We start from the raw sequence: 19925 nt of genomic DNA, 5'->3' as shown, positions 1-19925 counted from the left end.
GGGCGTTGCAGTTACGACAACGCCTTACTGCTTGGCTTCGCTACAGCGTTGTGGCCCGCTTCTGCGTAAGCGCTAAGGAGTTGAATCCTTCTCCGCCCATGCCGACTTTCGCCGATCGCCTGCTGCATTTTCTCACGAACTTTCCGTTGCCCACTGCTCTACCGGACGAAGTAGAAGCTGTCAGCCCGTACCGCCAGGCCGTTCCGCACGCCTTGTTGACGCAATTTACCCAGCGGTTTTACGCTGACAATCAGCCACGCGTGGCTTTATTGGGCATCAATCCGGGCCGTTTGGGCAACGGCCGTACGGGCGTGGCCTTCACCGATCCGGTTGCCCTTACGGCCTGCGGCATTTCCAACAGCTTGCCACAACAGCGCGAGCCTTCGAGCCAGTTTGTGCACCTGATGATGGAAGCGATGGGCGGGCCAGTGGCGTTTTATCAGAGGTTTTACATAGGCTCGCTGTACCCGCTGGTTTTGCTGCGCCATGGCCGCAACTACAATTATTACGACTCCCCGGCTCTCACAAGCGCCCTCGATTCGGATATCCGGATATCGCTGCAACGGCAGGTTTCGGAGCTAGGGTTGGTACGCGAAGTGGCCGTATGTTTGGGGCGGCGCAATGGGCAGTATTTGCAGCGTTTCAACCAAGAACTGCAGTTGTTCGACCACATTCACGTCCTCGATCACCCGCGCTACATCATGCAATACCGGCGGCGAGAGTTGCCTGAGCACATCGCTCGCTATCAGGAAGTGCTGCAGAACAGTTTACAACTCAGCGCTTAAAGGACTTTTTGTATTTATTTGATTTTCAAGCACATGCCTACCGTTCTCGACCTCACCCGCGTGCTGGAAGCCGCCGCCCCTCTCGCCTATCAGGAATCGTATGACAACGCCGGCCTGCAATGCGGTGACCCTCAGGTGGTTGTACAAGGCGTGCTGATCGCGCTCGATTGTACGCCGGCCGTGATAGACGAAGCCATCCGGCGCGGCTGCAACGTGGTAGTAGCGCATCATCCAGTCGTGTTCAAGCCTTTAAAGCGCCTCACTGGGGCCAATGAAGTAGAGCAAACGCTGATGAAGGCCATCAAAAACGATGTGGCCATTTATGCAGCTCACACCAACCTCGACAACGTAGTGCGCGGCGTCAACCGCAAGCTTGCCGAAAAGCTCGGCTTGCAGAAGCTACGCATTCTCGACCCCAAAAGCGGCATGCTGGCTAAGCTGGCAGTCTATACCCCCGCCGGCCATGCCGAAAAGCTGTTGCGCGCCCTCTACGACGCGGGCGCAGGCCAGATCGGCCAATACGCCGAGTGCAGCTTCCAGTTTCCGGGTACGGGCACCTTCACGCCCGGCCCCGATTCCAACCCCTACGAAGGCCAACGCGGCCAGCCCGAAACGACCAATGAGCTGCGCGTGGAAGTGCTGCTGCCGCTGCACCGTCAGCGACAGGTGCTGCACGCTATGCGCCAAACTCATCCTTATGAAGAAGTAGCTTACGACCTGATTCGGCTGGAAAACGAAGATCAGGATGTGGGTTCGGGCATGATTGGCGAACTACCCGAGGCCCTGAGCCCGGCAGAATTTCGCCAATTGCTGCGCCAAGCGCTTGGCGTGCCAGTTGTAAAACACACTGATTATCAATCGTCTATAAAAAAGGTAGCGCTTTGCGGCGGTGCTGGCAGCTTTCTCATCGGCAAGGCCCGCAACGCCGGCGCCGAGGCCTACGTGACCGGCGACCTAAAGTACCACGAGTATTTTGGCGCCGAAGGCCACCTGATGCTCTGCGACGTGGGCCATTTTGAGAGCGAGCAATTTACGGGAGAGGTTTTCCGCGATTTGCTTACCTCATCGTTTAGCAGTAATTTTGCGGTCTTAATCGCTGAGACCCTCACCAACCCTGTCCGTTATGATTTCTAACCCGTCCGCGGAAACTCCTGTTGCCAGTAAGCTGGAAGCCCTTCTGAACCTGCAGCGCATCGACTCGCAGCTCGACGAAATCCGGCGCGTACGCGGCGACTTGCCCGAAGAAGTGCGTGACTTAGAGGACGAAATTGCCGGCTACGAGGTACGGGTAAGCAAATTCGACGAAGAAATTGCCGCTCTGAACGAGCAGATCAAGCAGCGCAAGCAAAACGCCAAAGACGCCGACGGCCTCATCAAAAAGTACGAGGATCAGCAGCAGAACGTGCGCAACAACCGCGAATACGAAGCCATCGCTAAGGAAATCGAGTTACAGCGCCTGGAAATCCAGATTTCGGAAAAGAAAATCAAGGAGGCCCAGTACCAGATCGAGCTGAAAAACAACGACATCGCCGGCACGAAACAGCGCCTCGACGAGCGTAAAAAAGACCTCGACAACAAAAAAGCCGAGCTTGATACCATCGTAGGCGAAAGCGAAAGCGAAGAAAAAACGCTGATGCAGGAGCGTGATAAGGCCGTCCAGCCCATCGAAGAGCGCCTGCTCATGGCTTACACCCGCATCCGCGGCAACGTACGCAACGGCTTGGCCGTCGTAACGGTAAAGCGCGATGCCTGCGGCGGTTGCTTCAACACCGTACCCCCACAGCGCCAAGCCGACATCATTTCGCACAAGAAAATCATCGTGTGCGAGCACTGCGGCCGCGTGTTGGCCGACGTTGATATCAAAGTCAGCTAGAGTATTATTTTAGTTAGATTGAAAAAGGAACGGCGTCGCGTCGTTCCTTTTTTATTAGGCTGTTTTTAGGTGACAAATTTTTTCGCTGAGGTTGGCAGGGGGGTACGCAGGAGTGCGCTTGTGCTCCTGTTCCTGCTCTCTGCGAACTTCAGCGACTGTTTCTGCGCGCCTCAGCTAGAGGGTCACCTCGATCAAACTCTTGTCGCACAGCACCTTACCAAAAATCAACAGCGCGCCTATGCCGAGCTGCTAAAGCTTAGGCCAGAGCCAGCGCGGGCGCTGTTGCGCACCGAACAGCCACGGAGCGCGGGTACGCTTTTGGTGGCCGATTGCATCGACTTCACCGAGCTAATGATTTCGCAGGACGCCAACCGGTACGCAGCCGTGGTGCAGGCCCAGGATGAACGCTTGGCCACGCTGGCCGAATCGCCAGAGCCAGGCCCCTTGCGTGCGTATGCCCGAGCTGAGATTCGGCTGCACCAAGCAGCAGCGCAGGTAGCCTTCGAGCATGAGGTGCAGGGCGCCTGGAGCCTGCGGCAAGCGTATCAGCAGATGCAGGCCACCGTGAAGCGCTACCCCGACTATCTGCCGGCCCGTAAAACCTTGGGAATGATGCAGTTCTTCATTGGCGCGCTGCCCGAAGGCTACCGCTGGTTTTTGAAGCTGCTTGGCCTTGCCGGCAGCGTTGAGGTGGGCTTGCAGAACCTGCGCGTCGCGGCCCAACGCCCCAACGATTTTCAAACCGAAGCCCAAATCATTCTGGCGCTTATCCACGAAACGTACTATAAGCAAGGCGAGGAATCCAGCCGATTTATTCAGCAGCTCACACAGCAACAATCTGACAATCTGTTATTTGCCTATCTCGCTATTAGCATCAATAAGCGCTTGCACCACACCGATCAGGCTTTGGCGGCCTATCGGAGTCGCCCTTCCGGCGCGGGCTATTTGCCTATCGCTTACCTGCATCACATGGTAGCTGATTTGCTGCTCTACCAAGGGCAGTACGCAGCTTCGCAACGCGAAAATCTCCTCTTTTTGCAGGAATATCGCGGTACGCATTATCGCAAAGATGCCGCGTTTAAGCTGTATCTGGCGTCTTGGTTGAGCGGCGACCAAGCCAGCGCCGAGCGCTACCGGCGCCAGATTGACGCGGCAGGACGCACCGTGCTGGAGGAGGACACTTATGCGCAACGCTTTTTCGATGATCAGCAGCCTCTGAACCGAACCCTGACCCGCGCCCGCCTCCAGATCGATGGTGGGTATTACCGCGAAGCCCTTACTACCCTCGAAAGTTTTGCGACGACGGCCCACACTTCCCTGCGCGATCGCTTGGAAGCGCCCTACCGCCGGGCCCGCGCCTATCACGGCCTGCAACAGCTTGATTCGGCCCGTTATTTTTATGCCCGCACGGTGGCTTTGGCGGGCGATGCACCTTATTATTTCGCGCCCCAATCAGCTTTGCAACTCGGCTATCTCTATCAAATGCAAGGGCAAACCCGTTTGGCTAAAACGTACTTTCAGAAGGCACTCACTTACCCAAAGCACGAGTACAAAAATAGTACCGACACCAAAGCAAAGCTGGCTCTTGAAAGCATTAAGCAATGATTTATATATATACCCATAATCAGCTATCAATCAAATAGTTATGTAATTATTTTCGCATTCACATATTAGCGTATCTATTTTGCTTGTCGTTCCCTTTTCTGCCTTGCTCATATCACCCGATGACTTTCGAGCAAAGGCGCTTTTTTGGGCGGCGCGGTTCAGGTATTGTGCATATTACGAGCCCAATGGGCTTGCTTATCCGCAGGGGCCTTTTGCACAATTGCTAGCCGTTCGGACAACGGAGGCACCCTCACCTACTACTCTGGCCGAGCTGCGAACCTGGCTGCAGTTGCCTAGGCAGGTTCCCGTTTGCGGGTTTCTAACCTACGATGTAAAAAACCAGATCGAAGCCCTTCACAGCGCCCACTTTGACGGCTTGTGCTGGCCCGAACTGCACTTTTTCGAACCCGAGATCTGGCTTCACTGGCGGCCTGAAGGCGTGGAAATCAACGGGCCTGACGGGGTACTGGAGGACATTCTTGCCACCGAAATTCTGCCTGTAGAGGAGAGTGTTTCGGTAACGGCCATGCATCCGCGCATGTCCAAACCCGACTACCTCGCAGCCGTGGCGTCCGTTCGCGAAGAGATTCTCGACGGGGAAGTCTATGAACTCAACTTGTGTCAGGAGTTCTACGCCGAGCAAGTGTCACTTGACCCCGTTAGCACGTTTCTGCGCCTCAATCGCGCTTCGCCTACGCCTTTTGCCAGCTTTTACAAATGGCACGATCGCTACCTGTTGTGCGCCTCACCCGAACGTTTTTTACGGCAAAATGGCCTTCAACTTCTCTCTCAGCCGATTAAGGGCACTATCCGCCGCGGCGCTTCTCCGACAGAGGATATTGAGCTAAAAAGCCTCTTGTTTAACGACGAGAAGGAACGGGCTGAAAATCTGATGATTGTGGATTTGGTTCGCAACGACCTCAGCCGCGTAGCCCAGACGGGCAGCGTGCAGGTTCCGGAGTTGTTTGGGTTGTATCCTTTCCGCCACGTGTGGCAAATGATCTCCACCGTGACGGCCCTACGCCGCCCCGATCTTGATGCAGTGGATGTGCTACTGGCGGCTTTCCCAATGGGCTCCATGACCGGTGCGCCGAAGGTGCGGGCTATGCAACTCATTGAGCATTACGAGCATACGCGGCGGGGTTTGTACAGCGGCTGCGTGGGCTATATATGGCCCGCTGGTGATTTCGATTTCAACGTCGTGATTCGCTCACTTCAATACAACGCAGGCACAGGCTACTTGAGTTTTCAAGTTGGCAGCGCCATCACCTACGACTCCGAGCCCCAGCGGGAATACGACGAATGCTTGTTGAAAGCGCGGGCCATGCTCGAAGTCTTGGGCGCTGTAGTACAACAGTAATTACTTGTCAATCAAAGACAACCCGGCTTAAGGCCGTGATAGTTAGTCAAGTTGAAGCCCACCCACAATACAGCTTGATACACGACGTCAGGATGTAATTTACTGGGCAATGACAGAGTTTTTTACTTCTATATAGCTCTGCCATTCTGTCATTTTTGGGCCAAAAAGCCTACCTTTGCCCTCCTTATTTGTATTTGAGGCTATGTCGCAGCAACTGCTTTCTCTCGATTTTCTCGATACTCCCGCCACCCCCGCCGAGCACCAGCCTTCCGGGGAAGTACGCGTGAGTCCCGCCACCCGCACGGGCCGGCAGCGCAAGCTCTACATTGAGAGCTATGGCTGTCAGATGAATTTTTCCGACTCCGAAATCGTCTCCTCCATTCTCTTTGAGGAAGGCTTTGACACGACCGAAGACCTGGCCGTAGCCGATTTGGTGCTGCTCAATACCTGCTCCATCCGCGAAAAAGCGGAACAGACCGTACGCATGCGCCTGTCGCAGATTAACGGGCACAAAAAGCGCAACCCTGGTCTGCTGGTAGGCGTGCTGGGCTGCATGGCCGAGCGCTTGAAAACTAAATTTCTGGAGGAGGAAAAAATTGTAGACTTAGTAGTAGGCCCCGATGCCTACCGCGACTTGCCGCGCTTGATCAAGGAAGTAGATGGCGGCCAAAAGGCTGTAAATGTGCTGCTTAGCCGCGAAGAGACCTACGCAGACATTACGCCCGTACGCCTTAATTCCAATGGCGTTTCGGCTTTCGTGAGCATCATGCGCGGCTGCGACAACATGTGCTCTTTTTGCGTGGTGCCCTTTACCCGCGGCCGAGAGCGCTCCCGCGATGCCCACAGCATCGTACAGGAATGCCGCGACTTGGTAGCTGCTGGTTATAAGGAAGTTACTCTCCTGGGTCAGAACGTCGATTCCTACAAATGGGCCTCGGAGGATGAGCAAGAGCATGTCAATTTTGCTCAGCTGCTAGAGCGCGTTGCGTTGATAAGTCCTGAGCTGCGGGTGCGGTTTTCGACCTCACACCCCAAGGATATCACCGACGAGGTGCTGTACACCATGGCACGTCACGAGAACATTTGCAAGTATATTCACTTACCCGCCCAGAGCGGTAACTCACGGATTCTCAAGCTGATGAATCGCACCTACGACCGTCCGTGGTACGAGGAGCGCGTGCAGGCGATCCGTCGCATTCTGGGCACTGAATGCGCCATCAGCACTGATATGATTTCGGGTTTCTGCTCCGAAACCGAGGAAGAACACCAGGATACGCTCTCGCTGATGGAGTATGTACAGTACGACATGGCGTACATGTTCTTCTACTCGGAGCGCCCCGGCACGCTGGCGGCGCGTAAGCTGGAAGACGATATTCCCTTGGAGATCAAGAAGCGCCGCTTGCAGGAAGTGATTGATTTACAGCAGAAATCCAGCCGTCTGCGCAATCAATTAGCGATCGGCAAAGTGCACAAAGTACTGGTCGAGAATGTTTCTAAGCGCAGTGCCGAACACCTGAGTGGCCGAAATAGCCAGAACCAAGTTGTCGTTTTCCCAAAAGGAGACTTCAAGAAAGGCGACTACGTGCACGTCCTCGTGCATGACTGCACGGCCAGCACCTTGATTGGGGAAGCGGTAGCCGTTTCTTAACACCCCATAAGCAAGTGAAGTATTTCTTGCTGCTTTTCGTCTCCATTACGAAAACCCACTTACGACCTTGACTCCCAGCGAAATACAATCCATCAAACAGCGCTTTGGCATTATTGGCAATGCCCCGGCTTTGAATTACGCCATTCAGGTGGCGGCCCAGGTGGCTCCCACCGACATGACGGTACTCATCACCGGCGAAAGCGGATCGGGCAAGGAGTCGTTTTCCAAGATTATTCACGCGCTTTCGCCGCGTAAGCACGGACAGTTTATCGCCATCAACTGCGGCGCTATTCCTGAGGGAACTATTGATTCTGAGCTGTTTGGCCACGAGAAAGGCTCGTTCACCGGCGCCAACGAAGCTCGCAAAGGGTATTTCGAAGTAACCAACGGCGGCACCATTTTCCTCGATGAGATTGGCGAAATGCCGCTCGGCACGCAGGCCCGCTTGCTGCGCGTGCTCGAAAACGGCGAGTTCATCCGCGTGGGTTCGAGCAAAGTGCAGAAAACGGACGTACGCGTGGTAGCGGCCACCAACGTTAACCTGCTGAACGCGGTGCGCGAAGGGCGTTTTCGGGAAGACCTGTATTACCGGCTCAATACTGTACCCATTACGGTGCCCCCATTACGGGAACGCGGCGATGATATCTACTTGTTATTCAGAAAGTTCGCTACGGATTTTGCCGAGCGTTACCGCGTCAAGCCGATTTCACTCACCACGGAAGCCATTGCCGACTTGCAGCGCTTTCGCTTCCCTGGCAATATCCGGCAGCTGAAGAACGTTGCCGAGCAAATGTCGGTACTGGAAATGGAACGCGAAGTCGATGCCCAGCGCCTGCGGCAATATCTGCCCGCCGACCACAACAGTCAGCTGCCTATGCTGTTGCACGCGGCCGGCTCGCCGGATGCTGGCCCTAGCGGCACCTATTCCGAGCGGGATTTGCTCTACAAAGTACTCTTCGACATGCGGCGCGACATGACCGATCTGAAGAAGCTGGTCCTCGATTTGGCAGCCGGTCAGCGGCCAGCCGAAACGCAGGAACTGTTGCGGCAAAACAGTCATTTATTTACGAACCTGCCTCCTTACGACGGCAGCAACCGGCACAGCCGGCCGGCCGAAGCGGGCGCCTCGGAGTATTTTATCAATCCGCGGCCTGAGATCACGGTGGATGAGGAAGCAGCTTACGAAGACGAAAGCCAACGCGTAGAAGACATTCCGCACGAAACCGAAGAGGAAACGCTCTCGCTCGAAGCCAAAGAGAAAGAGATGATTATCAAGGCGTTAAAGAAACACCACAACAAGCGAAAGTACGCAGCTCATGATTTGGGCATTTCGGAACGCACGCTTTATCGCAAACTGAAGCAGTATGATCTGGAGCAACTATAGCCGCTGGGCTACCTGGGTATTGATGCTGTTGGTGTGGCCCGTAGTGGCGGGGTGCAGCGTGTACTCTTTCACCGGCACCAACATCGATCCTACGGTCAAGAACATTTCCATTCAGACTTTCCAAAACAACGCCAGCAACGGTCCCTCCTTTCTGTCCCAACGCTTTACGGAGGATTTGAAGGATTATTTTCAGCGCAATACCTCGCTCAAAATCACGCCGCGCGACGGCGACTTACAGTTTGAAGGTCAGATCATTGCGTATGATTTCGCGCCGGCTGCTATTCAAAAGCAGAACGGAGTCGATCAGGCCGGCGTGAACCGCCTTACAGTGCAGGTGCGGGTGCGCTTTACCAACACAAAGGACCCCAAACAGGATTTCGAGCAGACTTTCCAAAGCTACGATGACTTCCCGGCGACGCAGGATGTAGCGCGCATCAACAACGATCCGACCGCCATTCGGCGCATTACCAATAACATCATCACCGACGTATTTAATAAGTCGGTGGCGAACTGGTAGCGTCCAAACAGCTCGTGGTTAAATGAATAAATTGCTGTAATGTTGCCGGCCCTAAGCCGGTGGTTGCCCAGAGGCCATAAATAGGCTTATGCTTTAACTAATTGATTACCAACTCGTTAACTTACTAAATCATGACCCGTGCGTCGCTGCTGCACATCTTGGATCACGTGAGCGAGATTTCGGAAGCCGAAATCCGTGAGCTGGAGCAGTTGGCGGCCGCCTTCCCCTATTGCCAAACGGCGCATGTGTTGCTGGCCAAGGCCGCCCACGACCGTGGAAGCATGCTGGCCAGCCAACGTCTGCGCCGGGCAGCCACTTATGCCGCTGATCGTCAGTTGCTTCGGCAGCTTATCGAGCGGCCGGCACCAGTTTTGGAAGCCGCTTCTTCAACGGAGCATTCCTTAACTGAACCTTATGGCTATCAAGCAGTTGAACAACAAGTTGCTTTTCAGGACGCCCTTGTAAGCTCTGAAACTTCGCTTCAGGAAGAATTAGTTGTGTCCGAGGAATACCCTGAAGCCATTGTTCAGGAAGAGCCAACCGAGAGCCGTCAGGAAGAATATGCAGACTCGGTTACCGAAGCTCTTGAGTCAGAGGCCTCTACCGTAGTGGATCAGCCAGAAGCCGATACCTTTTCGGCTGAAATACCAGCCTTGGATTTGGGCACAGAAAACGCTGACCAAGAGGCTGTACTAGCAGAGCCATCCGCTACCCCTTCTGAGCATACCTCGCCTGAAGAAGCATTCGAGCAGGCGCAGGAAGAAACGCTTGCCAGCTCTCAGGCCCCAATAGCTTTCTTGGAAGAGGCAGCTGCTCAGGACGCGTTGCCGAATACAGACACTGCCGAACCAGCGGTAGCGACTGCTATCGAGCCGGTCACCTCGGAATCTTCGGCTTCTGCTGGAATTTTTCCAGCGGAGGAAGTTTCGGCCCCACTTTTAGAGTCTAATAAGGAAAAGGAAACAGATGAGGAAGAAATTACAAATACTATAACTTCTTCATTACCTGATGCTTACGATATAACCAAATCAAAAACGGATGATGTATTGCTTCCCGTCGCGCCACCTATTCGGCCGCCAGTGGAAGTTGGAACATCACGCTTCGAATTCGGATTAGGCGGTGTGACACGGTCTAGTGAGCCCGCATACGAGCTTCCTGCACTGGAGGAAACGGTAGAGACCACCACAAAAACGGATTACGATTTCCGTTCTGACTTAGACCTGGGGTATGCGCTGGGTTTGGGCAGCCGGATGGGCTCTTGCCTTCAATTGCGCGACGAACTCACGCAGGACCTGCCGACTGAAGATTTTTTCCCACCAGATGCGGTATTGGTGGCGCATGGTCAGGCTCACGGCCCAATTGCCCTTCCGCCCCCTTCCACGCTGGAATTGATCAATCAATTTCTGCGCAATAAGCCCCGGCTGAAGTCGGCGGCCAAGCTTCCCGCGCCCACCGACGAACAGGCTGATCTTTCGGTGCGAAGCACGGCGTCCATACCGGAGATAGCTTCCGAGAGCTTAGCTAAAATCATGGTAAAGCAGGGAAAAATTGCTAAAGCCATTGAAATATATGAACGGCTGATGGTGCGCCAGCCGGAAAAAAAGGCGTACTTTGCCGACCAAATTCAACAACTGAAACCTTCGGAGTAGATGTATATTGCCCTCATCATTCTCATTCTTTTTGTATGCTTGCTGCTGGCTTTGGTCGTGCTGGCTCAGAATCCCAAAGGCGGCGGCATTTCCAGCCAATTTGGTGCTGGCGGCGCAGCTAACCTAATGGGTGTCAAGCGTACCGGCGATTTGCTCGAACGCTTGACCTGGGGCTTCGCTATCGGCTTGGTTATTCTGTCGCTTGGCACACACATGCTCAACGGCACTACTGAGGCGGGTCCGGCTCGCAGCATCAATCAGCAAAAGGCGATGGAAACGCGTTTGCCTAACAACACCAGCACGGCACCTCTGCCGGGTGCGCCTGCGCAGCCTCGCGCCGCCACCCCTGCTCCTCCCACTCAGCAGCCAGCAGCTACTCCTGCGAAATAAACGCGCGTCGCGTTAATCCATAGTAAATCCAGTGGTTCCGAAAGGGGCCACTGGATTTTTTTTACGCTTACTTTTACCCTGCCGGGCACACAGAAACTGTCAGGGTCTGCCACGTTTGACAGGTCAGCGGTGAAAAGCTGGCCGGGAAGCGTCCGGAATGGCGTCCATTCTGTCATGTTTAGCGGGCTGGCACGAGAAGTGCCCAACGCCGTGCACGGTATACATCCATACATCCTTTTCAACCAAAACGAATACTATGTCACTTAGCATGAAACCACTGGCTGACCGCGTCATCATCGCGCCGGCTGCTGCCGAGGAAAAGACCAAATCGGGTATCATCATCCCCGACACGGCCAAAGAAAAGCCCCAGCGTGGCGAAGTTGTAGCCGTAGGCGAAGGCAAGGTGGCCGACAATGGCACCACCATCCAGCCGCAGGTGAAAGTGGGCGACCAGGTGCTTTATGGCAAATATGCTGGCACCGAAATCACGGTGGATGGCCAAGATTACCTCATCATGCGTGAGTCGGACATTTTTGCTGTCCTATAAGCTTCCTTTCCCTCTGATCTGATCTAACCCTTTGAAATAAGATGTCTAAAAACATTCAATTCGATACCGACGGCCGCGACAAACTGAAGCGCGGTGTAGACAAATTGGCTAACGCCGTGAAAGTTACCCTCGGCCCAAAAGGCCGTAACGTGGTCATTGACAAGAAGTTCGGCGCACCAACCATCACCAAGGACGGTGTAACGGTAGCTAAAGAAATTGAGCTGAAGGACGCCATCGAAAATATGGGTGCCCAGTTGGTGAAGGAAGTGGCTTCCAAAACTGCTGACCAAGCTGGTGACGGTACTACGACTGCAACCGTGTTGGCCCAGGCTATCTACACAGCTGGTTCGAAGAACGTAGCGGCCGGTGCCAACCCCATGGATCTGAAGCGCGGTATTGACAAGGCAGTACACGCTGTAGTTCAGAACCTGAAGCAACAGTCGAAGAAGATTGAAAACTCTTCGGAGATCGCCCAAGTAGGCGCTATTTCAGCCAACAACGACATGGAAATCGGTCAGATGATCGCGGACGCCATGGACAAAGTGGGCAAAGAAGGCGTCATCACGGTAGAAGAAGCGCGTGGCACCGAAACCGAAGTAAAAACGGTGGAAGGCATGCAGTTCGACCGCGGCTACCTCTCTCCTTACTTCGTAACCAACCCGGAGAAGATGGAAGTAGAGCTCGACTCGCCCTACGTCCTGATTTACGACAAGAAAGTGAGCACCATGAAAGAACTGCTGCCCGTATTGGAGCAAGTAGTTCAGACGGGCAAGCCGCTGGTGATTGTTTCAGAAGACGTTGATGGTGAGGCACTTGCCACTTTGGTGGTAAACAAGCTGCGCGGCTCGCTGAAAATTGCAGCGGTGAAAGCTCCTGGCTTCGGCGACCGTCGCAAGGCGATGCTGGAAGACATTGCAGTCTTGACAGGTGGTACCGTGATCTCGGAAGAGCGCGGCTACAAGCTCGACAGCGCTACGATTGATTACCTCGGCCAAGCTGAGAAAATCATCATCGACAAAGACAACACTACGATTGTGAACGGCAAAGGCGATAAGCCGGCCATCACGTCTCGCATAAACGAAATTAAAGCTCAGATCGGTACTACCACTTCCGACTACGACAAGGAGAAGCTGCAAGAGCGCCTTGCCAAGTTGTCGGGTGGTGTGGCTATCCTCTACATCGGTGCTTCTACGGAAGTAGAGATGAAAGAGAAGAAAGACCGCGTTGACGATGCGCTGCACGCTACGCGCGCTGCCGTTGAAGAAGGCGTAGTTCCTGGTGGCGGTGTTGCCTTGGTGCGGGCCATTGAGTCGCTGGCAGCAGTTGATACCCTGAACGGTGACGAGCGCACTGGCGTGAACATCATCCGCACGGCGCTCGAAGCTCCTTTGCGCTGCATCGTCGGCAACGCCGGTGGCGAAGGCTCGGTAGTAGTGCAGAAAGTTCGCGAAGGCAAGGGTGACTACGGTTACAATGCCCGCGAAGACCGTTACGAAAACCTGATGGCGGCTGGTATCCTCGACCCCACCAAAGTAACCCGTCTGGCCCTCGAAAATGCGGCTTCGATCGCAGGTCTGCTCCTCACCACTGAGTGCGTGATCTCTGATGAGCCTGAAGAAGAGAAAGCTGGTGCTGGCGGCGGTGCCGGTGGCATGGGCGGTATGGGTGGCATGGGCGGCATGATGTAAGCCTTTGCTTCACAACGCTTTACAAAAAGGCCCCGAAACTTTCGTTTCGGGGCCTTTTTATGTTCGGTGCTTTCGTGTTATGGTACCGGCTCGCGTGACTTGCCAAAGGCTGCCAGCTAAACAGCAAGGTGGCAACAAAAAGCCCCGCTGGCAATCCTAGCGGGGCTTTTTTGTTGTAGTAAAGGTCAGGCTAAACAGCCGGAGCGAGATTACGGGCATCCATCATCTTCGCCAGCTTGCTGCTGATAACGAACAATAGTATCGCCGCAACCGCCGCCGAAACTACGAACACCAAGAAGAAATCGTAAAGGTTGGTGATGTGGAAACCCAATAGCACTGGTGCAGGGGCTGTCGATTTGGGATCGGGATACAGACTGCTCATATAACCAGCTAGGTAGTTAGCGGCGGCGTTGGCCAGAAACCATACGGCCATCAGCAAAGAGCTGAATTTCAGCGGGGCCAGCTTGTTGACCAAGGAAAGGCCAATAGGCGACAAGCACAGCTCACCTGCCGAATGGAGGAAGTAGAGAGCCACCAAAAAGAACATGCTCACCTTCACCCCGGGCATGAGGTTGTGCACGCCAAAACACATGACAAGGTAGCCAGCAGCCAGCAAAGCCAAGCCCATTGCCATTTTGACCGGCGATGCAGGTTCGGCTTTGCGACGGCCCAGTGCCGTCCAGACCATGGCCATAAGGGGTGCCCCAGCTACCACGAAAATGGCATTCAGGTTCTGGAAAATACTGGCCGGCAACTCATAGCCGAAAATGGTGCGGTTCATCTGCTCATCGGCGAAGAACGTGAGCGAAGCAGGCGCCTGCTCGAAAGCGGCCCAAAAAAACACCACAAAAAACGACACAATGAAAATCACCAATACGCGCTGTACATCCGCGCCGGTCAATGACTTATCGGTGAAAATCATGAACGCAATACCGACCACAGCCAAGCCCAGCAACGGAGCAATGGTGGGGAATTTTGCCGAATCCAGCCACAAAGTACCCAGCACCAAAGCCAGCAAAACCGGTAGCAAAGCAAAGATGCCTTTTACGCCGCCAGAGTGCACGGGCGTTTCGCCCACCTGCTCGCCTTCAGGCGTATGGAGATATTTGCCTTTGCCCCAGTTGAAAACCAACGTACCCAGCACCATGGCAATGCCACAGGCCAGAAAGGCCCAGCGAAACAGCTCCGGATGGCCATCTTTGTCGCCGATGAGACTCGTAATGGTATTGCCCAGAAACGACCCTAGGTTGATACCCATATAGAAGATGGTGTAGGCAGCATCTTTGCGGGTGTCCGCAGGCGAGTAAAGCGATCCCACCATCGACGAGATATTGGGCTTAAAAAAGCCGTTGCCTACTATCATGGTGCCTAAACCGAGATATAGTAACCAATGGCTTAGCTCGTGCGTGCTAGCCGGGCCGTAATTGCTGGCGGACGCAAACAGCGTAAACTGCCCAAGTGCCATTAACAAGCCACCCGTCAGGATGGAGCGGCGGTTGCCCCAGTAACGGTCTGATATATAACCACCTATGAGTGGCGTAAGATAAACCAAGCTGGTGTATCCGCCATAGAATTTGGAGGCAAAAGCCTTGTCCATCATCATGGCCTTGGTCAGGAACAGCACCAGAACGGCGCGCATGCCGTAGTAGCTGAACCGCTCCCACATTTCGGTGGCAAAGAGCAAGTATAAGCCCTTCGGATGGCCGGTTGACGCGGCAGGCGGCGCCTGTTCGCGAACGGCGGATGCAGTTTGCATGTAAGGTGATTGAAAGTGGTTAAATTAGAGAAGAGTATCCGACAGCTGTCGGATGGGTCTTGGTAAAGCTACAAAACTTTCCTAATTGATGCGGTTTCGCCCAAACCTGCTCAGAAAAAGGCTTAAATATTTAGCGAATTTTCGCTATTTTTCGATGTCCGCTAACCGAAATCCAAAGCAGCGTCGGTTTTTTGTCTATTTTTGTCTCGAAATCCCCCATTTTTCCCACCCACCCTCTAACTCGTTTTCGGCCCATGCTCAACTCTGCCGCCAACGCCCTCGATCGCCTCAAGCCGCTTGGTTTTGTCCAAGCCGCCCACGTCAACTTGAACCTTACTCCCGCCGAATTGGTCGAAGCCGCGTTGCAGCGCGGCGAAGGCACCCTGACGGATACGGGCGCGCTGATGTGCGATACCGGACAGTTTACGGGCCGCTCGCCCAAAGACCGGTTTGTAGTGCAGGATGCCCATACCCAAGACAGCGTTTGGTGGGGCGACATCAACATCCCCTTTGCCCCCGACCAATTCGATCGGTTGCAGGAGAAGATGGTTAACTATCTATCCGACAAGGAGATATACGTGCGCGAGGCCTTTGCCGGTGCTCATCCGGATTATCAGCTAAAGCTGCGCATTGTTAATGAGCAAGCCTGGCATAACTTGTTCTGTTACAACATGTTCCTGCGGCCCACCGAAGGCGAAGACACGAGCTGGGCACCCGACTTCTCGATCATTTGCGCGCCTGGTTTCGAAGCCGACCCGGCCGTGGACGGCACTCGCCAGAAGAATTTTGCCATCCTCAACTTCACCAAGAAGATGATCCTGATCGGCGGCACGGGCTACGCCGGCGAGATGAAAAAAGGCATTTTTGGGGTACTCAACTATTTGCTGCCCCACGAGCACAACACCCTGCCCATGCACTGTTCGGCCAACGTGGGCCCCGCAGGCGATGCAGCCATTTTCTTTGGCTTGTCGGGAACGGGCAAAACCACCCTGTCGGCGGACCCACACCGCGGCCTCATCGGCGATGACGAACACGGTTGGACACCCGACGCCGGTATTTTTAACTTTGAAGGCGGCTGTTATGCCAAGGTGATTGATTTGAGCCGCGAGAAGGAGCCTCAGATCTGGGATGCAATCCGGTTTGGGTCGATTGTGGAGAATACGCGCTTCGTGCCCGGCACCCATACGGTGGACTACGCAAACAAATCCGTTACAGAAAATACGCGGGCGGCCTACCCCATCCATTTCATTGACAACGCCATTGAGCCATCGGTGGCAGGATCGCCGAAGAATATTTTCTTCCTCACAGCCGATGCCTTTGGGGTGCTGCCTCCCATCAGCAAGCTCGACAAGAGCCATGCCATGTACCACTTCATGTCGGGATATACGGCCAAGGTAGCGGGCACCGAAATGGGCATCACCGAGCCCCAAACAACGTTTTCGGCGTGCTTTGGAGCCGTGTTCCTGCCCTTGCACCCTACCAAATACGCCGAGATGCTGGGCCAGAAAATGGACGAACATCCCGACGTGAACGTATGGCTGGTAAATACCGGCTGGACCGGCGGCAGCTACGGCGTGGGCTCGCGGATGAAACTGGCTTACACCCGCGCCATGATTACGGCTGCGCTCAACGGCGAGCTCGATGAAGTGACGTTCCTCAAACACCCGATTTTCGGCGTGGAAGTACCGACGGCGGTTCCCAATGTACCGGCCGAAATTCTGGACCCGCGCAACACCTGGACCGACAAGGAAGCCTACGACAAAACGGCTGCGGCCCTGGCCGAGAAGTTTGTAAACAACTTCCAGAAGTACGCCGATTTTGCCAGCGAAGAAATCCTGGCTGGCGCGCCCAAAACGGCAGAGCTTACTGTGTAACCCTTTGATTATTAAACATATATAAAAATGCCTCCTAGAAATCTAGGAGGCATTTTCGTTGTAGCCTATTCTGGTTTGGCGGGTTGCCCTAAGCTTCCACAGTCTGTTGTGGAAGCGGTATCCGTTGTGCATTGGCTGCCAGCCACGCGTCGAAGGTTTGTAGCTCAGGATTTAACTCGTGGGAAAACCGAACATCCCGCGCGGCTACAAAGTGCTCTTCAAAATCGCGGTTGGCTTGGAACATGTTGCCCAAATCTTCCGCCCCGGGAAAGCCGAAGCCCCGGTACATATCTGGTGTAACCTCATTATACTCAACCTTCTGCCCTATGGCTTTGCTCAAACTGTCAGCCATTTGCTGGCAGGTAAGCTGCTCGCCGGCAATGCCAACGGTCTTCCCGATAAGTTCGGCCCCCTTCTTGAAAATGCCATAGGCGCATTTGCCAATATCTTCGGCGGCGATGCCTGATAGGCGTTTGTCGCCCATGGGGAAAGTGATGGCCAGTTTCCCATCGGCACCCTTTTGCGGCCCCATGGCGAAGTAAATATAGTTATCCCAGTAGAAAGAGGTCAGCAGGAAAGTAGTGGGCACGCCCAGATCGGTAAAGTAATGATTAGCAGCACCTTTGGCATCGGTATGCGGCACTTTGTACTTGCCCATGAGCGTAGGCATGCGCGTATCGCTCAGCGGCATCCACTCCCGTGTGTCCTCCAGAGTCGACCAAATGACATGCTGTACCATAGCATCTTTGGCTGCCTGGGCCATGTTGTGCGCTTCGGCGTCTTCTTTTTCCGGTGAAAAATGCTCCCAAAAAAACGTCACGCAGAAGGCTCCGTACGCCCCGTCTAAGGCTTGGCGCAAGCTCTGCGGATCATCGATGTTGGCCGCCACTACTTCGGCGCCCAAACGAATCAGCTCCTGAGCTTTTTCGGAGTTAGGATTGCGGGTGATAGCCCGCGCCGTAAACTCGCCCATAGGATCTTTAAGAATGGCGCGGACGAGTCCGCTGCCCTGCGCACCAGTAGCGCCGAAGACAGCAATTATTTTTTTGTTAGCCATGGGTTTTCCTGCGCAGCAAAGCGCTGTTAGTAAATGAGTAACGGAATCACTTACTAAAGATAAACCGCACTGATTGGTGCTGTCAATCGCCAAATCATGTGATATTGGCAGCCACATACCCACGCTAAAGTGCCCCACTAACAACTGCCAGCGGACCGCTTTTGCAGTGTTGTATACCAGTAAAAATTAGCGGCCGGGAGACTCGTGGCCGTTGCGGAGTTTCGGCTTACTTAGCAACGTAGCCCGCACCCATCAGCCGATCAAGGCCCTATTCTTCGGCCCTTCTCCCTAGACTTGCTACTTTACTCCCGCCTGCACCCGACCTTTGCCAGTATGCCCACTTTCTACGCTCCTGACCTTTCCAGCAACACTTCGTCCTACACCCTGCCCGAAGACGAAAGCAAACACGCCGTGCGAGTTCTGCGCCTGCACGCGGGCGATCCCGTAGAGCTCGTTGACGGCCGGGGCGGCTTATACCAGGCGCAGGTGACTTCTGCCGAAGCCAAACGCTGTCAGCTGCGCATCACCCACTACGAAGCCGTTGCGCGCCGTGCCTACAGCGTACACGTAGCCGTAGCGCCTACCAAAAACCTCGACCGCATGGAATGGCTGGTGGAAAAAGCCACCGAAATCGGCGTCGACCGGCTTAGCTTTTTGCGTTGCGCCCGCTCCGAGCGCCGCGATCTAAAGCTGGATCGGCTGGAAAAAATTGCTGTAAGTGCGCTCAAGCAGTCGGGTCAGGCCTGGCTCCCACAATTAGATGAACTGATTGATTATGAGATATTTATAGATACCTCCACCCCTGACACCACGTACATTGCGCATTTGGATGAAGGCGAACGCATAAGCTTGTCTCACTTGGCAAGCACCGATCCGGCGTGTTGCATCCTGATCGGGCCGGAAGGCGACTTTACACCGGCCGAAATTGCGTTGGCCCGCCAGCGCGGCATCCGCCCCGTAACACTTGGAAGCACCCGCCTGCGCACCGAAACGGCCGCCCTTGCTGCGGTGCACACCGTACACATCGCGCACGAACTTTCTCAGGGCTGATCTGCGTATCTTTATGTATCAGGCCGTTTGGGCGGTCTGGACAATTTTCTTTCGAACCTTTCTACCGATGAAATTCTTTGCCTCGCTTGTTTGTGTGGTTGCCTTGCTGCTCACGGCGGCGGCCCCGGCGCCTAGCTTTCGCATTGCCAAGCTGCACTACGGCGGGGGCGGCGACTGGTACGCTAACAAAACCTCGCTGCCGAACTTGATTCAGTTTTGCAACCGCACGCTCAAAACCAACATTGCTCCCGATGAGGCCACCGTCGAGCTGGATTCGCCGGAGCTCTTCACTTATCCCTTCCTGCACATGACCGGCCACGGCAACGTTACTTTTACCGAAGCCGAAGCCGAGAATCTGCGCCGCTACCTCATTGGCGGCGGTTTTTTGCACATCGATGACAACTACGGCCTCGATAAATTTATTCGGCCCGAAATGAAGAAGGTATTTCCGGAACTGGAGTTTGTCGAGCTGCCTTTTTCACATCCTATCTACCACCAGAAGTTCAACTTCCCGAAAGGGCTCCCCAAAATCCACGAGCACGACGGCAAGCGCCCGCAGGGTTTCGGCCTGCTCTACAAGGGCCGGCTGGTGTGCTTCTACACCTACGAATGCGACTTAGGCAACGGCTGGGAAGACGTAGGCACCTACCAAGACCCGCCGGAAAAGCACGACGAAGCGTTGCGAATGGGGGCCAACTTGGTCACTTACGCCCTGACCCAGGATTAGTCTCAGATTGGGTCT

Annotated in this window: 17 protein-coding genes; 15 read left to right on the top strand and 2 right to left on the bottom strand. The window is 54.6% G+C overall.

All coding sequences use genetic code 11. The annotated features are described in order from the left end of the window. The first annotated feature begins 98 nt into the window (after nucleotides 1-98). The 12 genes from FHG12_RS17870 (at nucleotide 99) to groL (ending at nucleotide 13446) form a co-directional block, all read left to right on the top strand. Nucleotides 99-785 carry a uracil-DNA glycosylase family protein gene (locus FHG12_RS17870; protein ID WP_139517022.1) on the top strand — a complete coding sequence of 229 codons (687 nt, stop codon included), beginning with the start codon at nucleotides 99-101 and terminating at the stop codon, nucleotides 783-785. Nucleotides 786-818: 33 nt separating this feature from the next. Further along, the gene (locus FHG12_RS17865; RefSeq protein WP_139517021.1) at nucleotides 819-1919 is read left to right on the top strand and encodes a Nif3-like dinuclear metal center hexameric protein; all 1101 of its coding nucleotides are present in this window, start codon (nucleotides 819-821) and stop codon (nucleotides 1917-1919) included. Beyond that, on the top strand, nucleotides 1909-2658 hold the full coding sequence (locus tag FHG12_RS17860) for a zinc ribbon domain-containing protein (protein ID WP_139517020.1): 750 nt from the start codon (nucleotides 1909-1911) through the stop codon (nucleotides 2656-2658). Before FHG12_RS17865 ends, FHG12_RS17860 begins: the two co-directional genes overlap by 11 nt. Nucleotides 2659-2778: 120 nt before the next feature. Further along, nucleotides 2779-4263: a tetratricopeptide repeat protein gene (locus FHG12_RS17855; RefSeq protein ID WP_139517019.1), complete on the top strand. Its 1485-nt coding sequence runs from the start codon at nucleotides 2779-2781 to the stop codon at nucleotides 4261-4263. A gap of 376 nt (nucleotides 4264-4639) precedes the next feature. After that, nucleotides 4640-5623, top strand: a complete 984-nt coding sequence (locus tag FHG12_RS17850) for an anthranilate synthase component I family protein (RefSeq protein WP_230471186.1) — start codon at nucleotides 4640-4642, stop codon at nucleotides 5621-5623. A gap of 202 nt (nucleotides 5624-5825) precedes the next feature. Next, nucleotides 5826-7271 carry a tRNA (N6-isopentenyl adenosine(37)-C2)-methylthiotransferase MiaB gene (gene miaB, locus FHG12_RS17845; RefSeq protein WP_139517902.1) on the top strand — a complete coding sequence of 482 codons (1446 nt, stop codon included), beginning with the start codon at nucleotides 5826-5828 and terminating at the stop codon, nucleotides 7269-7271. A gap of 67 nt (nucleotides 7272-7338) precedes the next feature. Beyond that, complete coding sequence (locus FHG12_RS17840; protein ID WP_139517017.1) at nucleotides 7339-8655, top strand: sigma-54 interaction domain-containing protein; 1317 nt, start codon at nucleotides 7339-7341, stop codon at nucleotides 8653-8655. After that, on the top strand, nucleotides 8636-9172 hold the full coding sequence (locus tag FHG12_RS17835; RefSeq protein WP_230471185.1) for an LptE family protein: 537 nt from the start codon (nucleotides 8636-8638) through the stop codon (nucleotides 9170-9172). The genes FHG12_RS17840 and FHG12_RS17835 overlap by 20 nt, the downstream gene beginning before the upstream one ends. A 131-nt stretch (nucleotides 9173-9303) precedes the next feature. Then, a complete protein-coding gene (locus tag FHG12_RS17830; protein ID WP_139517016.1) occupies nucleotides 9304-10821 on the top strand; it encodes a hypothetical protein in 1518 nt (505 codons plus the stop codon). Beyond that, entirely contained in the window at nucleotides 10822-11211 is a 390-nt protein-coding gene (gene secG / locus FHG12_RS17825; protein ID WP_139517015.1) for a preprotein translocase subunit SecG, read from the top strand. A 256-nt stretch (nucleotides 11212-11467) separates the two neighbouring features. Then, entirely contained in the window at nucleotides 11468-11758 is a 291-nt protein-coding gene (gene groES, locus FHG12_RS17820; protein ID WP_139517014.1) for a co-chaperone GroES, read from the top strand. A gap of 41 nt (nucleotides 11759-11799) precedes the next feature. Further along, nucleotides 11800-13446, top strand: coding sequence for a chaperonin GroEL (groL, locus tag FHG12_RS17815; RefSeq protein ID WP_139517013.1), 1647 nt, complete (start codon nucleotides 11800-11802; stop codon nucleotides 13444-13446). A 190-nt stretch (nucleotides 13447-13636) separates the two neighbouring features. Here the strand turns inward: groL and FHG12_RS17810 are convergent, their stop codons facing one another. Further along, nucleotides 13637-15202, bottom strand: coding sequence for a peptide MFS transporter (locus FHG12_RS17810; RefSeq protein WP_139517012.1), 1566 nt, complete (start codon nucleotides 15200-15202; stop codon nucleotides 13637-13639). A gap of 254 nt (nucleotides 15203-15456) precedes the next feature. Between FHG12_RS17810 and pckA the strand changes: the two genes are divergently transcribed. Next, complete coding sequence (gene pckA / locus FHG12_RS17805; RefSeq protein ID WP_139517011.1) at nucleotides 15457-17076, top strand: phosphoenolpyruvate carboxykinase (ATP); 1620 nt, start codon at nucleotides 15457-15459, stop codon at nucleotides 17074-17076. A gap of 88 nt (nucleotides 17077-17164) precedes the next feature. Here pckA and FHG12_RS17800 read toward each other — a convergent pair whose 3' ends face one another. After that, nucleotides 17165-18133: an NmrA/HSCARG family protein gene (locus FHG12_RS17800; protein ID WP_139517010.1), complete on the bottom strand. Its 969-nt coding sequence runs from the start codon at nucleotides 18131-18133 to the stop codon at nucleotides 17165-17167. A gap of 333 nt (nucleotides 18134-18466) precedes the next feature. Here FHG12_RS17800 and FHG12_RS17795 point away from each other — a divergent pair, with 333 nt between their 5' ends. Together FHG12_RS17795 and FHG12_RS17790 are read left to right on the top strand one after the other, a co-directional pair. Then, nucleotides 18467-19183: a 16S rRNA (uracil(1498)-N(3))-methyltransferase gene (locus FHG12_RS17795; protein ID WP_139517009.1), complete on the top strand. Its 717-nt coding sequence runs from the start codon at nucleotides 18467-18469 to the stop codon at nucleotides 19181-19183. A gap of 67 nt (nucleotides 19184-19250) precedes the next feature. Further along, nucleotides 19251-19910, top strand: a complete 660-nt coding sequence (locus tag FHG12_RS17790) for a DUF4159 domain-containing protein (protein ID WP_139517008.1) — start codon at nucleotides 19251-19253, stop codon at nucleotides 19908-19910. Nucleotides 19911-19925: the final 15 nt, after the last annotated feature.

Origin of the sequence: Hymenobacter jejuensis (assembly GCF_006337165.1) — a bacterium.
Taxonomy (GTDB): domain Bacteria; phylum Bacteroidota; class Bacteroidia; order Cytophagales; family Hymenobacteraceae; genus Hymenobacter; species Hymenobacter jejuensis.
This window is presented reverse-complemented; position numbering and strand designations above follow the sequence as displayed.

What these genes read in the sequence shown, in the direction of transcription:
- FHG12_RS17810 (WP_139517012.1), bottom strand. Translation starts at nt 15,202, where the DNA reads ATGCAAACTGCATCCGCCGTTCGCGAACAGGCGCCGCCTGCCGCGTCA.
- FHG12_RS17830 (WP_139517016.1), top strand. Translation starts at nt 9,304, where the DNA reads ATGACCCGTGCGTCGCTGCTGCACATCTTGGATCACGTGAGCGAGATT.
- miaB (WP_139517902.1), top strand. Translation starts at nt 5,826, where the DNA reads ATGTCGCAGCAACTGCTTTCTCTCGATTTTCTCGATACTCCCGCCACC.
- FHG12_RS17870 (WP_139517022.1), top strand. Translation starts at nt 99, where the DNA reads ATGCCGACTTTCGCCGATCGCCTGCTGCATTTTCTCACGAACTTTCCG.
- secG (WP_139517015.1), top strand. Translation starts at nt 10,822, where the DNA reads ATGTATATTGCCCTCATCATTCTCATTCTTTTTGTATGCTTGCTGCTG.
- FHG12_RS17865 (WP_139517021.1), top strand. Translation starts at nt 819, where the DNA reads ATGCCTACCGTTCTCGACCTCACCCGCGTGCTGGAAGCCGCCGCCCCT.
- FHG12_RS17800 (WP_139517010.1), bottom strand. Translation starts at nt 18,133, where the DNA reads ATGGCTAACAAAAAAATAATTGCTGTCTTCGGCGCTACTGGTGCGCAG.
- groES (WP_139517014.1), top strand. Translation starts at nt 11,468, where the DNA reads ATGTCACTTAGCATGAAACCACTGGCTGACCGCGTCATCATCGCGCCG.
- FHG12_RS17790 (WP_139517008.1), top strand. Translation starts at nt 19,251, where the DNA reads ATGAAATTCTTTGCCTCGCTTGTTTGTGTGGTTGCCTTGCTGCTCACG.
- pckA (WP_139517011.1), top strand. Translation starts at nt 15,457, where the DNA reads ATGCTCAACTCTGCCGCCAACGCCCTCGATCGCCTCAAGCCGCTTGGT.
- FHG12_RS17860 (WP_139517020.1), top strand. Translation starts at nt 1,909, where the DNA reads ATGATTTCTAACCCGTCCGCGGAAACTCCTGTTGCCAGTAAGCTGGAA.
- groL (WP_139517013.1), top strand. Translation starts at nt 11,800, where the DNA reads ATGTCTAAAAACATTCAATTCGATACCGACGGCCGCGACAAACTGAAG.
- FHG12_RS17795 (WP_139517009.1), top strand. Translation starts at nt 18,467, where the DNA reads ATGCCCACTTTCTACGCTCCTGACCTTTCCAGCAACACTTCGTCCTAC.
- FHG12_RS17835 (WP_230471185.1), top strand. Translation starts at nt 8,636, where the DNA reads ATGATCTGGAGCAACTATAGCCGCTGGGCTACCTGGGTATTGATGCTG.